Raw genomic sequence first — 13,347 nt, 5'->3', positions numbered from 1 at the left:
ATCAAACGCCCCCAACGGTCAGGGGTCGCACTTGGTCGCCCTCGGCATCCTGAAGCGGCAGGCTACGACCCCTCCCGGCGGAACAGCCCGACTACTCCTCCGGCGCGCCGGAGAGAAGCCCGCGGAGCCAGTCGCGCGCTTCGACAAACACCTCATCCGAGTAGCGGTCCGGGTAGTGCACGATCCGACGGTCGGCACGAGGATACGAACCGAGGAACACCACGCGCGGGCTGAACCGACGGATGCCGAGCAGCGCATCCGCCATCCGCTCATCCTGCACGTGACCGTCGGCGTCGAGCACGAATCGGTAGCGCCCGAGCTCATCTCCGATGGGGCGGGACTCGATCAGCGACAGGTTGATGCCACGTGTCGAGAACTGCTCGAGCATGTCGAGCAGCGCACCGGGTCGGTCATTGGGAAGCTCGACGATCAGGGAGGTCTTATCAGCGCCGGTCGGATCTGGCGGAGTGGTGGTGCGGGTCACGAGCACGAAGCGCGTGACGGCCGAAGAGTTGTCGCCGATCTCGGATGCCAGCACATCAACGTCGTAGTGCTGCACGATCCCGGGGGGAGCGATCGCCGCCTGCGCGGGCGATGAGCCATCAAGTACGCCGATCGCGGATGCCACATTGCTGGCCGCCGGAAAGTGCGAGTGGTTCGGAAGATTCTCGCCCAGCCAGCCGTGGCACTGGGCGTAGGCGACCGGATGCGCCGCGATCACTGTGACATCCTCGAGCTTCGTGCCGCGCGGAGCGACCAGCACGAAGTTCACGCGCACCAGATACTCGCCGACGATGCGCAGCCCGGGCAACGTTGCGAGAGCATCCTGTGTGGTGGAGACGCCACCCTCGATGGAATTCTCGATCGCAATCATCGCCGCGTAGCTGCGCCCTTCAAGCACGTCCGCGAGAGCCTCGCCGACGTTGTGCACCGCACGCCAGTCTTGACCTCGCGCCTCGGCCACCTGGTCAAGTGCCGCTTCGGTGAAGGTGCCCGCAGGGCCCAGGTAGCTGTAGGTACGACGTTCAGTCACGCGTTTTACCCTAGCCCTCCTGCCTCACCCGCGCCGCGAGACTTCACCTATGTCCTCGACGCCGGGGATATTCATGACACATGTGAAGTTTCGCGGGATGTCGGGGAGGAGGAAAAAGGGGCAGACTGGGACCATGACCAGCCGTGCCGGCCTCCCCGCGGAGGAAAGTGACCTCATTGACGTCGACGAATTGATCGCCGCGTACTACGACCGCCGCCCGGATCCGAGTGATCCGGCTCAGCGCGTCGCCTTCGGCACGAGCGGTCACCGCGGCTCATCGCTGTCGAACAGCTTCAATGAGCAGCACATCCTCGCCACCACTCAGGCGATCGTCGACTACCGCCGTGCGCAGGGCATCACCGGTCCGCTGTTCCTCGGACGCGACACTCACGCCCTCTCCCTGCCAGCCGAGCGCACCGCCATCGAGGTGCTCGTCGCCAACGGCATCGAGGTGCGCGTCGATTCACGCGACTCCTACGTACCGACTCCGGCGCTCAGCCACGCGATCCTCACCTACAACCGCGAACTGTCGGCGGATGCTGCCGGCCGCTCGGACGGCATCGTCGTCACCCCGTCGCACAACCCTCCGCGCGATGGCGGGTTCAAGTACAACCCGCCGCACGGCGGCCCCGCCGACACTGACGCCACGAGCTGGATCGCGAACCGTGCAAACGAACTCATCGAGGCAGGCCTTGATGCCATCAAATCGAAGAGCTTCGCCGACATCGACTGGGATGCCCTGCCGAGCTATGACTTCCGCGACGCCTACGTGCGCGACCTGGCCACGATCATCGACATCGATGCCATCAAGAACGCCGGCGTCCGCATCGGCGCCGATCCGCTCGGCGGCGCATCCGTCGAGTACTGGGCGCTGATCAAAGAGGTATACGAGCTGGAGTTGACCGTCGTCAACCGCGAGGTCGATCCGACCTGGCGTTTCATGACGTTGGACTGGGACGAGAAGATCCGGATGGATCCGTCGTCGCCCAACGCGATGGCATCCCTCGTCGCCAAGAAGGGCGACTTCGACGTGCTCACCGGAAACGACGCCGACGCCGACCGGCACGGCATCGTGACTCCGGATGCCGGCCTCATGAACCCCAACCACTATCTCGCGGTCGCGATCGATTACCTGTTCTCGCACCGCGATGCCTGGCCACGGGATGCCGCGATCGGCAAGACTCTCGTCTCGTCGATGATCATCGACCGGGTCGCTGAGTCTCTCGGTCGTCGTCTGCTCGAGGTTCCGGTCGGATTCAAGTGGTTCGTGCCGGGACTGCTCGACGGCTCGGTCGCATTCGGTGGCGAGGAGTCTGCCGGAGCATCCTTCCTCCGCAAGGACGGCACCGTCTGGTCGACCGACAAGGACGGCATCCTGCTGTGCCTGCTCGCCGCCGAGATCATCGCGGTCACGGGCAAGAGTCCGTCAGAGCGCTATGCCGAACTCGAGCTGGCGTTCGGAGCATCCGCTTATCAGCGCGTCGACGCTCCGGCAACGCCTGCGCAGAAGGCAACGCTCGGAAAGCTCACCCCGGATGCCGTCGCGGCGACCTCGCTCGCGGGTGAGCCGATCACCGCGAAGCTGTCGCACGCGCCAGGCAACGGTGCAGCGATCGGCGGGCTGAAGGTGCAGACCGAGCACGCCTGGTTCGCAGCTCGTCCTTCCGGCACGGAAGACGTCTACAAGCTCTACGCCGAGAGCCTGCTCGGAGCAGAACATCTCGCCGAGGTGCAGGCCGAGGCTCGCGCTGTGGTGTCGGCGGCGCTGGGCGGCTGAGCTACCGCTCCCCTGCATCGGCCCCGTACCGGCGCCAGACGCTGTTGCGAAACCAACTGTGCTCGCGACGAGCCCTCCCGAGAACGGTGATTTATGGTCAGCGCATTGAGCTTCGACCGTTTTCTTCGCAATGCTCGCGAGCGGGTTTCTGAGAGCCGCCGGGAAGGCGGATATACCCGTCACCGTGGCGGCACCGCCGCGGATCTGTACGGAACAGCAGCGGCCGTCGGGATCAGGATTGCGCTCGGCGACCGCCCCACGGGTCCCGAGGCGGCAGATCTGCGCCGCGCAGTGAATTCGTTCGCGACAGCAGACGGGCTGTTCGCGGATCCGACTCACGGCGAAATCCACCGCGCGGCCACCGGACTGACGACACTCATGGTGCTCGGAGAATTGCCTTCTGCCCCCGCCCGCTTACAACACCTGCTGCGCGCGGAGGCGGCAGCCCCGTTCCTCGCCGGACTCGACTGGGATCAGCCGTGGCCTGCGTCCCACGATGCGGCCGGGCTCCTCGCCATCGGCGTCGTCTGCGCTGGGGCTGAAGAGAACGATCGGACCCATTGGCTTGACCACTATCTGGGCTGGCTGGACGAGCACGCCGATAACGACACGGGACTCTGGCTCCGCGATCGAATGGGGGCTGTCGGCGAGGACCCAGGACTGTTCGGAAATCTCGGATGCAGTTTCCACATGCATTTTCTCTACGAGTGGCTCGGGCGCGGGTGGCCGCATCCATCTGGCGTCGTTGACACGGGGCTTCTGCTTCTGCACGAGACAGCGACCGTACTGCCGTCCGAGGAGAGCTCGCTCGACGCGTGGGGATTCCGGCAGCTTGACTGGGTCTACTCAGTGGGTCGGTCGGCGCGCGAAGGTCACCGCGCAGCGGAGGTCACGGCGGCGTGTGAGACGCTCGCCGACCGCGCTGCCGCCGCCCTGTCGGCTCCGGATGCCACGGAAGGTGATCTACACGTCGTCCAGGCGCGAGTCGGGCTGGTAGCCGAACTCGCGGTGCAACTACCCGACGCGATCGATACCGGCGGATTCTCCCTCCGATCCATCCTCGACGTGCGCCCCTTCATCTGACATCGTCACTGGTGAATCTCCGGTCTCCGCTTCGATAGGCGGATCCCGGTCGAAGCAGATCCTGGCTGCTACCAGGCGTACGCCTCCGGGGCTGGGCCGCCCGGGCCCGGCCAGATGCGATCGAGCCGATCTAGATCCTCTTCGCTCAGCGTCACCTCCAGTGCGGCGAGGGCACTGGTTAGATGCTCCATCCGCCGGGGACCGACGATGGGCGCGGTGACCACCGGTTGGTGCAGTAGCCACGCGATTCCGAGGACGGCCGGATCGATCCCGCGCTCGTCGGCGAACTGCTCGTACTGTTCGATCTGTACGCGATGCTCACCAAGCTTCGAAGCATCGCTTCGTGCTGTGTCTGTCTTGCGGAGCACGCCCGCCAGTCTTCCGCCAGCCAAAGGTGACCACGGAAGCAAACCCATCCCGTAGGCAGAAGCTGCCGGAACGACCTCCAGCTCTACCGTCCGATTCGCCAGACTGTATACAGACTGCTCGGTGACGAGTGGCAGCCGATGTGAGGCGGCTGACAATTCCTGGTACTGAGCGATATGCCAACCAGCGAAGTTTGACGAGCCCAGATAGACGATCTTGCCCTGGTCGCGCAGCCGCGTGAAAGCATCCAGCACCTCATCCACCGGGACGTGGCGGTCGATGTGGTGCATCTGGTAGAGATCGATCCTGTCGGTCCCCAGACGCCGAAGCGAAGCCTCCACGGCGCTGCGAATGTGCAGCGACGATAATCCGCGATCATTCACACCGGGGCCCATGACCTCGTGGACTTTCGTCGCGAGCACCACCTGGTCGCGCACGCCGCGGGACGAGATCCACCGGCCGAGCAGAGCTTCCGTCTGGCCGGGTTCCGGTCCCCACGGCGGTCCCCCGTATGCGTCGGCGGTGTCGAAGAAGGTCACGCCGCGTTCAAACGCGAGGTCGAGTATGGCGAATGACTCATCCTCGCCGATCACAGGACCCATATTCATGGTTCCCACGGCGATGCGACTCACCTGCGCGCCGGAGCGGCCCAGTCGGGTGTACTTCACTTTGTCTTCTCCTCTGTGCGCATCCCTGCCAGGGGCGGTGTACCCACGGAGCTCGCCAATTTTCTGGTCAGATCATCCAAGGCGATCCCCGATCAACGCGAGGTTCTGGATCGCCGCCAGCCCATACTGGGCCGCGTCATTGGTCGACACGCTGGGTGCCTCATCCACTGGGTTGAGCACGTGCGGCACCCCCACCCGATTCAGCGTGAGATCGCGACGGTGGACGAGCCATTCCCCAACCCCTTCGAACGCCTGCCAGGCCAGCTCGGCGAGCGCAGCATCGTCGGTGCTTGCAGCGACGTACGCCGTCAGTCGGCTGTGCGCCTGTTCGAGATGGATGCCGGAGAGCGGAGCTCCGACCGCCGCTGTCTGCTCCTCCGGCGTTGCCAGATACAGGCGGCAGTAATCGAGCCACGCGTCCCGGAATCCAGGTACGTCCACAAGGTCGATCAGCTCGCTGCACACCTCCACGAGCCCGAACACTGCGCTCAGATGCGACACCGAGATGCGGTCGCGACTCGTGTCGAAGCGGCCAGTGTCCAGGTCGTACAGCGCCTCGCCGGTGAGGAATCCGTGTGGAAGAGCACCGATGTCGGCCATGGTGCCGAGCAACCGGTCGCGGGAGCGCGTGTCGCCGGTGCGCTCCCAATCGGTGAGCCACGTCGCAGCCAGCGCGCCCCAATCCGTCCCGAGCCCGACGGCGAGCGCCGAACGATCCGGGCGGTAGGTCGCGGCATCCGCTCGCACCTTCCGGGTGGGATCGGTGTCGAGGAAACGCTGGTCGCTGTCCCGCAGTTCGGTGAGCAGGTCGCCAACTCGCTCGTCCGCGGTCAGGTAGTGGAAGATGCGCCGGTAGATCGGGCTGCTGATGCGCAGTTGCTTGGCGCTGCATCCCCAGTGCTGCACGTTGTGCCGTGATCCGAGCCCCTTCCAACGACCGAGGTGATAGACGTCGACCTCGCCCGTGTGCCTGGTCATCGCCTCTGCGAGTCGGAACACGTCGGCGCGACCGCTGCGCAGGTACGAGTACCAGAGCCACAGATCGGGTGAGAGCTCGCTGTTGTCCCAGGCATAGCCGCCGACGTCGTAACGCCAGACATGACGGTCGGCGTCGTACGCGTGCATCACGTCGCCGTAGTCCCAGAACCCGTACCAGCTGCGCTGCCCGATCTGGCCGAGATAGAAGTCCAGGAGGAAGTCGATGCTGTCCTCGATCTCCCCTCGAAGCGGTGTCGACCGATCGATCGGCGCCCAGTCACCGAACACACCCACGGCATCGAGGTGCGCGGGAGTCGGCTGCAGCAGCGGAGGAGTCTGCAGCCGCGCCACGTCGTCGGCTGCGCGTTCGATCGGCGGGGTGGCTGCGTAGGCGAACAGCGTGAGCTCGTGGGTGCGCGCGACGCCTTGCGCCTCGCCGAAGCCCGGCTCGTAGTCCTCGTAGGTGATCTCAAGCGCCTCGAGTTGCGTTGCGAAGTCATCCTGCCCGAGACCATCGTGATAGAACCGGACGTCCATCGGCTGCGCCTCCGGCGCGTACAGCCACGCCGTGACCTCCGCCCGTTCAGATGCCGCGCCCCGTATGTCGAGCTGACCAGGATGCGATTGCCAGAAGCTCCGCACTCCGACGCCGAGCCCGCCACCCGGATCGCTGACCGAGACGAAGCCCTCGGCCCTCGTGCCTGCGCCCGCGCTGATCCACGCGTGCCCAGGGGCGGTGCGCTTGCGGATGCCGAAGCCGTCGGCGCTGAGCTGGGTGAGCGTGGCATCTGACCAGGCCGGAATGAGATCCAGCCGCTCTGATACTTCCGGGTTCCATCCGGAGGTCGGCGACGTCGCATCTCCCCTGATTTGTGCGGCACGCACCTCTGCACCAGGATCGCGGCGGAGGCCGGTGAGCCCGCGCACCGCTTCGGAGAAGAAGCCCCCATCAGCACCGGCGAACCGGACATGCCGATCGTGCAGCGCTGCCCGCAGCGGTACCCCTGCCCTGACACCGAGACCGGTGAGGAAATCGACCTCGCCGTCGCCGTCCCAGATCACCGTATGCACGACGCGGATCTCCGCAGAGCCCGCGACCAGGACGAGTCGCACGATGAACGGCAGCCACTCCCGCTCTCCCGACTCTGCCCGGTGCGTGCCCTCAAGCCGCACGACAGCCCTGATAGGGCCTTCCTGCTCGACATCGACCAGTGAGATGCGCGAGCGGAACTGCTCCCGCGGCGCGCTGCCGCCGTCCTCCGCGATCTCGTCCTGCCGCAAGCTGACCAGACGGATGTCCTCGGCGATCGTGGCACCGTCTCGCGTGATCTTCCGTATGAGCGCGTCGACCGAACCGCCCTGCTCGGGCACGGAAATCTCCACCGCGATCACACCGTTGTCGACGACCACCGCGCCGGCCTCGCGGCGCACCCGCACCGGCCGTTCGTGCTCAGGAGCCTCGGATGCGGCATCTGCCACGATCTCGTATTCGCCGACAACGTCCGTGGCGCCGAGCGCCGCGCCCGTCCACTTCACCGACCCGTCGGGCCAGGTCGCGAGGGGCCAGAACTGTCCGGGCACGTTCACGCCATCGCGGCGAAGGCGAAGTTCCGAGGACGATGCGACACTCCCGCGCGGAAGCGGTGCACCCCAGGTGACACCCGAGGGCAGCACCGCCGGGGCGACGTCATCGAGCCAGCGCAGGGGGACGGCCGGAGTGGCGGGGACGGTCATAGCGAATGCACCTCAAGGTTTCGGTAGCAGGCGGTCAGCGGGGTCATCTGTCGGAATCCGATGCGGCCATCGCGCACCCGTGGTCCGTTTGATTCGTCATCGACCCAGTCGAAGAGAACGAGGTCGTCGATCGAGAAAGTCACGCGGGCACCGTCTTTGATGACGCAGATGCGGTAGAACGCTCCGCGTGCGTCGTCGACGGACGGCAGGGGGTCGGCACCCTGACTGACCAGATGGAACCCGGGCGACTTGCGCAGATTGCAGGTATGGAAGGCGCGTTCGTCTTCCCATCGCCTGCGGAAGTAGGACACATGCAGGGTGCGGATATCGCCGGAGTGATACTGCGGGTAGACGCCCTTTCGCGCAGCGAGTCCATCGTCGAAGATCCCGCCGCCACCCACCGCAGCCGCACCGAAGAACAGCATGGCAAGACCCGGTTCGCTGCGCGGGGACATCTCCCAGGTGATGCGGATGCGATCACCGAAAACCTCCGGGCACCACAGTGTCCAGTGCTCATCGATTTCTCCGCCGCTGGAGAGGATCAGGCCGTCCTCTTCCGCCGCCGCGACCATCGGCCCTTCGGAAACCCAGCCGGCCAGATCTCCAGGAGACACCAGCGGATTCGCATACAGCAGAGCCGTCATCCCTTCACCGAACCGATCAGCATCCCCTTCGCGAAGTGCTTCTGCAGGAACGGGTAGAACAGCAGGATAGGCAGGGTCGCCACGACAATAACGGCGAACTTGATGCCCTGCGCTGGAGGCATTTGACCGGGGCCAGCCTCCAGCATCGACAGATCAGTGGCGACCGTGACCTGGCGCAGGAACATCTGCAGCGTCCACATCGAGTTGTCGTTGAGGTACAGCAGCGGCGACATGAAGTCGTTCCAGATGCCCACGGCGTAGAACAGCGCGAAGGTGGCGAGCACGGGCTTGGAGAGCGGGAGGATGATGCTCCACAGCGCCTGCATCTCGTTCGCTCCGTCGATCTTCGCTGATTCCTCAAGCTCAGCCGGAAGTTGCTCGAAGAAGTTCTTGATGATGATGAGGCTGAACGGATTGATCGCCATCGGCAGGATCAGCGCCCAGTACGTGTCGAGCATCCCCAGATCCTTGACGACGAGGAACGTCGGGATCATGCCGCCGGAGAAGACCATTGTGAACACGATGAGCGAAAGCAGCGTGCGCCGCGCTGGCAGGTTTCCCTTCGACAGCGGATACGCCATCGACGCGGTGAGGAACAGCTGGATCAGCGTCCCGACCACCGTCACCCCGATCGTCGTCGCCATCGCGCGCAGGAACGTGGGGCTCGTGAGGATCGACTCGTAGGCGCGCAGGCTGAACGTCTCTGGCCACACGAAGAACGACCGGGTAGCGAGTTCGAGTTCGGTGGCGAAGGAGCCAGCGATGACATAGACGAACGGGATCAGCGCAACGACACCAACTGCCGTGAGCAGAACGACGTTGAACACGTCGAAGACTTTGCCACCCGGGGTGTTGAACCGGTACTTCTCGCGTGCCATCAGAAGATCCCCGTCTGGTTGAAACGTTTGGCGAGCCAGTTCGCCCCGAAGATCAGCACCACACCAACGACCGCCTTGAAAAGGCCGACCGCGGTGCTGTAGCTATAGGAGCCCTGGGTGATGCCCATGAAATACACGTAGGTGTCGAAGACGTCGGCGACCTGACGGTTCAGCGAGTTCGTCATCAGATAGATCTGCTCGAAACCGGTGTTGAGCACCTGCCCCATCTGCAGCACGAGCAGGATGATGATCGTGGGGCGGATGGCCGGGAGCGTCACATGCCAGACGCGTTGGAAACGCCCCGCCCCATCGATGATCGCCGCCTCGTACTGCTCCTGATCGACGCTCGCGAGCGCGGCGAGGAAGATGATGGTGCCCCAGCCGGTGTTCTTCCAGATGTCCTGCAGGACGATGATCGGGCGGAACCAGGCCGGGTCGGTGAGGAAGCTGGTCTCCGTTCCGAGCAGACCATTGATCAGCTGCGTCAATGGGCCGATGTCCAATGCAAACAGCAGATACGTCAGCGACGCGACGACTGTCCACGACAGGAAGTGCGGGATGTAGATCAGCGTCTGCACGGAGCGTTTGACGATGTTGACGCGCAGCTCATTGAGTAGAAGCGCGACGACGATCGTCAGCGGGAAGGCGACGACGACACTCAGCAGCGCCAGGATCAGGGTGTTCGTCATGATGCGCCCGAAATCGGGGCTGGCGAACAGATCCTCGAAGTGCTTGAAGCCCACCCAGGGGCTGTCGGCGATACCGAGGAAGGGGACGTAGTCCTTGAACGCGATGACCGCGCCGCCCATCGGCCCGTACCGGAAGACCGCGAAATAGATGAGTCCAGGCAGCAGCATCAGATACAGCCACTTGAACTGGGTGAAATGCACTCGTGCGCCCCGACGACGCTTCAGCGGCGGAACGGTGAGAGCCTCCGTCTGTGTGACGGGTGAGTCCAGAACGACCACGCGATCTCCTGTCGGTGCGGGAGGGGCGGATGCAACTCGCATCCGCCCCTCATTCGGTCAGTTCTGGCTGCTCAGCTCGTTGATCTCGGCGATGATGTCGTCTCCGCCACTGCTGCGCCACAGCGCGACCGCGTCCTTGAGACCGTCGAGGTCGATCTGACCGGCGATGTACTGGATCCGCGCATCCGAGACGATGACGTCCAGCTGGGCGCCCTTGGAGACGTAGGTCTCTGAGACATAGGCCGCTGCCTCGTCGTACCTCGCATTCTCGGAGTCCGAGGCTTCGATCTCCTTGCGCTTGTCGTACATCTCCTGCTCGTACTCCGTCGCCTGCTTGGGGAGGTAACCCTGGAAGCCCGTGACGTTCATACCCAGCTGGCTGTAGCTGAGCACGGCATCCTTCAGTTCCTGCGGGGCGTCGTCGATGGGAGCAGCGAGCTCGCCGTCCAGCGTGTAGGTCTCCCCCTCGATACCGTTGTTGAGGATGGGCCCCGCCTCGGTCGAGTTCAACTTGTCGAGGACTTCCAGCACTGCGCGCAGCTCGGCTTCGGTGCGCACGTTCGTCTTCGGAATGGCCAGGAATCCGCTGTAGCCCGTGGTCGGGTGGGCGTTCAGCTCCCCCTCGGGTCCGGTGAGGTTTCCGGCGATGTCGACGTACTGGTCGAAGCCGTCAGGGTCAGATTCCTTGAACAGGTTCATCAGCACGCCTGCACGCGAGTGCACGTCGATGATGATGCCGCCCTTGCCATTGAGGAAGGGCTCGTTCCACGTCGCCGAGTCGAAGGTGGCGTAGTCGGGGTTCACGTAGCCGCCGTCGACGAGTTCTTTCTCGTACTCCACCGCGTCGAGCCACTCATCGGTCGTGAAGCTCGGCACCAGTTCGCCGTCGCGCTCGGTCCACCGGTTGCCAGCGCCGAACCACGTCTCGATCACGTCATACGGGCTGTTGCTGCCGATCGCGCCCGGCCACTTGGGAATGATCAGTCCGTAGGTGTCGTCGACGCCGTTGCCGTCTGGATCCTGCTCGGTGAAGGCTTTGGCGACCTCATACAGGTCTTCCGTGGTTTGCGGCGTTTCAAGCCCGACGTTCGCCAGCCAGTCCTTGCGGATGATGACGGCTGCGCGCATCACGTCGCGGGCGCGGAAGACGCCGTACACCTTGCCGTTCACACTCGCGGCTTCCTGCACCTCGGGGAAGGTCGTCTTCAGGTTGGGGTAGTCGTCCAGGTATTCCGTGAGATCCCAGAAGGCGCCGGCCTCTGCGTTGCGGACGAACCCAGGGTCCTTGCCCTGGATGACCATGACCTGTGGGATGTCATCCCCGGCGAGCGTGATGTTGGTCTTGTCCAGGTACGACGAGTTGGGCACCCAATTGATGTCGAGCTCGACACCGGCGATGTCCTCGAGGGCGGCCTGGATCTCATTGCCCTCGGCCGGAGCGTTCGTGACCAGATACGGTGCCATGATCGACAGGCTCTTCAGTTCGGCGGTCTCACCTTCACCTCCGCCTGAGCCTCCTGCTGAGCATCCGGCGAGGACGACGGCACCGGCGGTGGCGAGTGCCAGACCGCTGAGCTTTCTGATGTGCTTCATGTGAACTCCTTCGTTCGTGCTGTTGCGAGATGCAGGGGTGAGGTTGCAGGGGTGAGGTTGGCGGGATCGGGATGGTCAGCCAGCGGCGATGGGAACCGCGTCGGCGACAACAGCGGCGGCGAGCTGCCGGTCGTTCGCTGCGAAGAAGGCCAGGCACAGGGCTGTGTCGATCGTGAGCCACGTGCCGAGCGAGAGGAACGGGATGATGCCCGGAAGAATCAGGCTCGCGGTGACGACGACGACAGCAGCGAGAACCAGCAGCAGCACGTGGGCGAGGTTGCGCAGCATCCATCTGGACGCCGTCAGAACGTAGGCCCGTAGCGGCAGGTCGTAGTGGACGTAGAGCGGGACGACGACGGCCAGCAGCGCGAACGTGAGCACGAGTGCTGCCAGAGTGAGAATTCCGGATGCCTCGGCGAGCGTGCCTGCACCGGCGAAGCCGATCGTGTTCACCGTGAGGATGGCGCCGATGATCAGGATGGGCGCCAATACGGCGTTCGCTCGCCAGAACTCGCGACGCCATGCCTCGGCGAACGTGCGCACGGCTGGGAAAGCTTCACCGCGGAGCCGGCGGCGGGTGAGCTCGGCGGCTGCGACTGATGCCGGCGCCGCGCCGAGCACAATGCCGCCAGCGAGGGTGAAGACGTACCAGAGGACATTCACCGTCATGACCCAGAACAGCCAGTCGCAGGCTGCATGGGCGCGGATCGCCCACCCGCCTGACGCGGTTCTATTGCTCATGAGGATCTCCATCGATCGGCATTCCGCGCGTGTCAGCGATACGGTTTCGGGGCGGGAATGCGCTTTCCGTTCCCGATGCTAACCCACGAACCAGGACGCGTCAACCACAGCAGGAAAGCGCTATCCATGACACACTGCTGTCACAGCCGTTCGCATCCCACAGTGGTGCCCAGCGTTTGAGGAATCGAAGATGATCTATCACCTGGCAGGCGACTCGACCGTCGCTCCCATGAAGCCCGCAGAGAGTCCGATGTCGGGGTGGGGACACTTCCTTGAACGACATGTCGAACTCCCCGTCCGAAACCTCGGCTTCGGCGGCGCGACCACCGAATCTTTCCTCTCCTCCGGCAGCTGGGCAGAGCTTCTGTCTGAGGTCCGCACGGGCGACACCGTCGTGATCCAGTTCGGACACAACGACCAGAAGCAGCCAGAACTCGCCGCTCGCAGCGGCTACACCGATCGGCTGCGCCGCATGGTCGCCGATGTTCACGAGCAGGGCGCCCTCGCGGTGCTGTGCACGTCATGCGAACGTCGTTGGTTCGACGACGCCGGTCAGCTGACTCCGACGCACGGCGACTATCCGAACGCTGTGCGAGATCTCGCCCATGAGCTCGATTCCCCACTCATCGACCTCACGGCTTTCACCTCCTGGCTGTATGAAGATCTCGGCGAGGCCGAGTCCACACGCATGCTTTCGCACTTCGCTCCGGGAGAGGCAGCCGCGTGGCCCGACGGGCTGACCGACAACACGCACTTCCGCGTCGAAGGCGCCGATCGCATTGCGGCGTTCGTTGCCCGCTCGCTGCGTGCGATCGCACGACAGGGCGGCGACCAGCCCGCGAAAGGCTCGCAGATCGTCAGCTGACGCGATTGCGTCGAAGACC

The 13,347-nt window shown here is 64.6% G+C and carries 11 protein-coding genes; 3 read left to right on the top strand and 8 right to left on the bottom strand.

What is annotated here, in order from left to right; translation table 11 throughout:
- Positions 1-91 precede the first annotated feature (91 nt).
- Positions 92-1,033, bottom strand: coding sequence for a prephenate dehydratase (pheA, locus tag AC1C2O_RS15665; RefSeq protein WP_495431365.1), 942 nt, complete (start codon positions 1,031-1,033; stop codon positions 92-94).
- Positions 1,034-1,166: 133 nt separating this feature from the next.
- Here pheA and pgm point away from each other — a divergent pair, with 133 nt between their 5' ends.
- The gene (gene pgm / locus AC1C2O_RS15660) at positions 1,167-2,810 is read left to right on the top strand and encodes a phosphoglucomutase (alpha-D-glucose-1,6-bisphosphate-dependent) (RefSeq protein ID WP_495431364.1); all 1,644 of its coding nucleotides are present in this window, start codon (positions 1,167-1,169) and stop codon (positions 2,808-2,810) included.
- A gap of 105 nt (positions 2,811-2,915) precedes the next feature.
- Positions 2,916-3,893: a hypothetical protein gene (locus tag AC1C2O_RS15655; RefSeq protein ID WP_495431363.1), complete on the top strand. Its 978-nt coding sequence runs from the start codon at positions 2,916-2,918 to the stop codon at positions 3,891-3,893.
- A 68-nt stretch (positions 3,894-3,961) separates the two neighbouring features.
- Here the strand turns inward: AC1C2O_RS15655 and AC1C2O_RS15650 are convergent, their stop codons facing one another.
- The 7 genes from AC1C2O_RS15650 to AC1C2O_RS15620 all read right to left on the bottom strand — a co-directional run bounded on the left by AC1C2O_RS15650 (position 3,962) and on the right by AC1C2O_RS15620 (position 12,463).
- Complete coding sequence (locus tag AC1C2O_RS15650) at positions 3,962-4,927, bottom strand: aldo/keto reductase (protein ID WP_495431362.1); 966 nt, start codon at positions 4,925-4,927, stop codon at positions 3,962-3,964.
- Positions 4,928-4,999: 72 nt separating this feature from the next.
- Positions 5,000-7,639, bottom strand: a complete 2,640-nt coding sequence (locus AC1C2O_RS15645; RefSeq protein WP_495431361.1) for an exo-rhamnogalacturonan lyase family protein — start codon at positions 7,637-7,639, stop codon at positions 5,000-5,002.
- On the bottom strand, positions 7,636-8,283 hold the full coding sequence (locus tag AC1C2O_RS15640; RefSeq protein ID WP_495431360.1) for a DUF1961 family protein: 648 nt from the start codon (positions 8,281-8,283) through the stop codon (positions 7,636-7,638). Before AC1C2O_RS15640 ends, AC1C2O_RS15645 begins: the two co-directional genes overlap by 4 nt.
- Positions 8,280-9,161 carry a carbohydrate ABC transporter permease gene (locus AC1C2O_RS15635; protein WP_495431359.1) on the bottom strand — a complete coding sequence of 294 codons (882 nt, stop codon included), beginning with the start codon at positions 9,159-9,161 and terminating at the stop codon, positions 8,280-8,282. The genes AC1C2O_RS15640 and AC1C2O_RS15635 overlap by 4 nt, the downstream gene beginning before the upstream one ends.
- Positions 9,161-10,129, bottom strand: coding sequence for an ABC transporter permease (locus AC1C2O_RS15630; RefSeq protein WP_495431358.1), 969 nt, complete (start codon positions 10,127-10,129; stop codon positions 9,161-9,163). Before AC1C2O_RS15630 ends, AC1C2O_RS15635 begins: the two co-directional genes overlap by 1 nt.
- Positions 10,130-10,186: 57 nt before the next feature.
- Positions 10,187-11,722, bottom strand: coding sequence for an extracellular solute-binding protein (locus AC1C2O_RS15625; RefSeq protein ID WP_495431357.1), 1,536 nt, complete (start codon positions 11,720-11,722; stop codon positions 10,187-10,189).
- 75 nt (positions 11,723-11,797) lie between these two features.
- Positions 11,798-12,463 (bottom strand): YesL family protein, encoded by a 666-nt coding sequence (locus AC1C2O_RS15620; protein ID WP_495431356.1) that lies wholly within the window; start codon positions 12,461-12,463, stop codon positions 11,798-11,800.
- 190 nt (positions 12,464-12,653) lie between these two features.
- Between AC1C2O_RS15620 and AC1C2O_RS15615 the strand changes: the two genes are divergently transcribed.
- Entirely contained in the window at positions 12,654-13,328 is a 675-nt protein-coding gene (locus AC1C2O_RS15615; RefSeq protein WP_495431355.1) for a rhamnogalacturonan acetylesterase, read from the top strand.
- Positions 13,329-13,347 lie beyond the last annotated feature (19 nt).

It is taken from the genome of Microbacterium sp. Y355 (genome assembly GCF_059445345.1).
The sequence above is the reverse complement of the archived record's forward strand: the minus strand, read 5'-3'. Positions and strand labels throughout refer to the sequence as shown.

Excerpts from the sequence above, each read along its gene's own strand:
- pgm (WP_495431364.1), top strand. The coding sequence starts at position 1,167 with ATGACCAGCCGTGCCGGCCTCCCCGCGGAGGAAAGTGACCTCATTGAC.
- AC1C2O_RS15645 (WP_495431361.1), bottom strand. The coding sequence starts at position 7,639 with ATGACCGTCCCCGCCACTCCGGCCGTCCCCCTGCGCTGGCTCGATGAC.
- AC1C2O_RS15640 (WP_495431360.1), bottom strand. The coding sequence starts at position 8,283 with ATGACGGCTCTGCTGTATGCGAATCCGCTGGTGTCTCCTGGAGATCTG.
- AC1C2O_RS15635 (WP_495431359.1), bottom strand. The coding sequence starts at position 9,161 with ATGGCACGCGAGAAGTACCGGTTCAACACCCCGGGTGGCAAAGTCTTC.
- AC1C2O_RS15625 (WP_495431357.1), bottom strand. The coding sequence starts at position 11,722 with ATGAAGCACATCAGAAAGCTCAGCGGTCTGGCACTCGCCACCGCCGGT.
- AC1C2O_RS15620 (WP_495431356.1), bottom strand. The coding sequence starts at position 12,463 with ATGAGCAATAGAACCGCGTCAGGCGGGTGGGCGATCCGCGCCCATGCA.
- AC1C2O_RS15615 (WP_495431355.1), top strand. The coding sequence starts at position 12,654 with ATGATCTATCACCTGGCAGGCGACTCGACCGTCGCTCCCATGAAGCCC.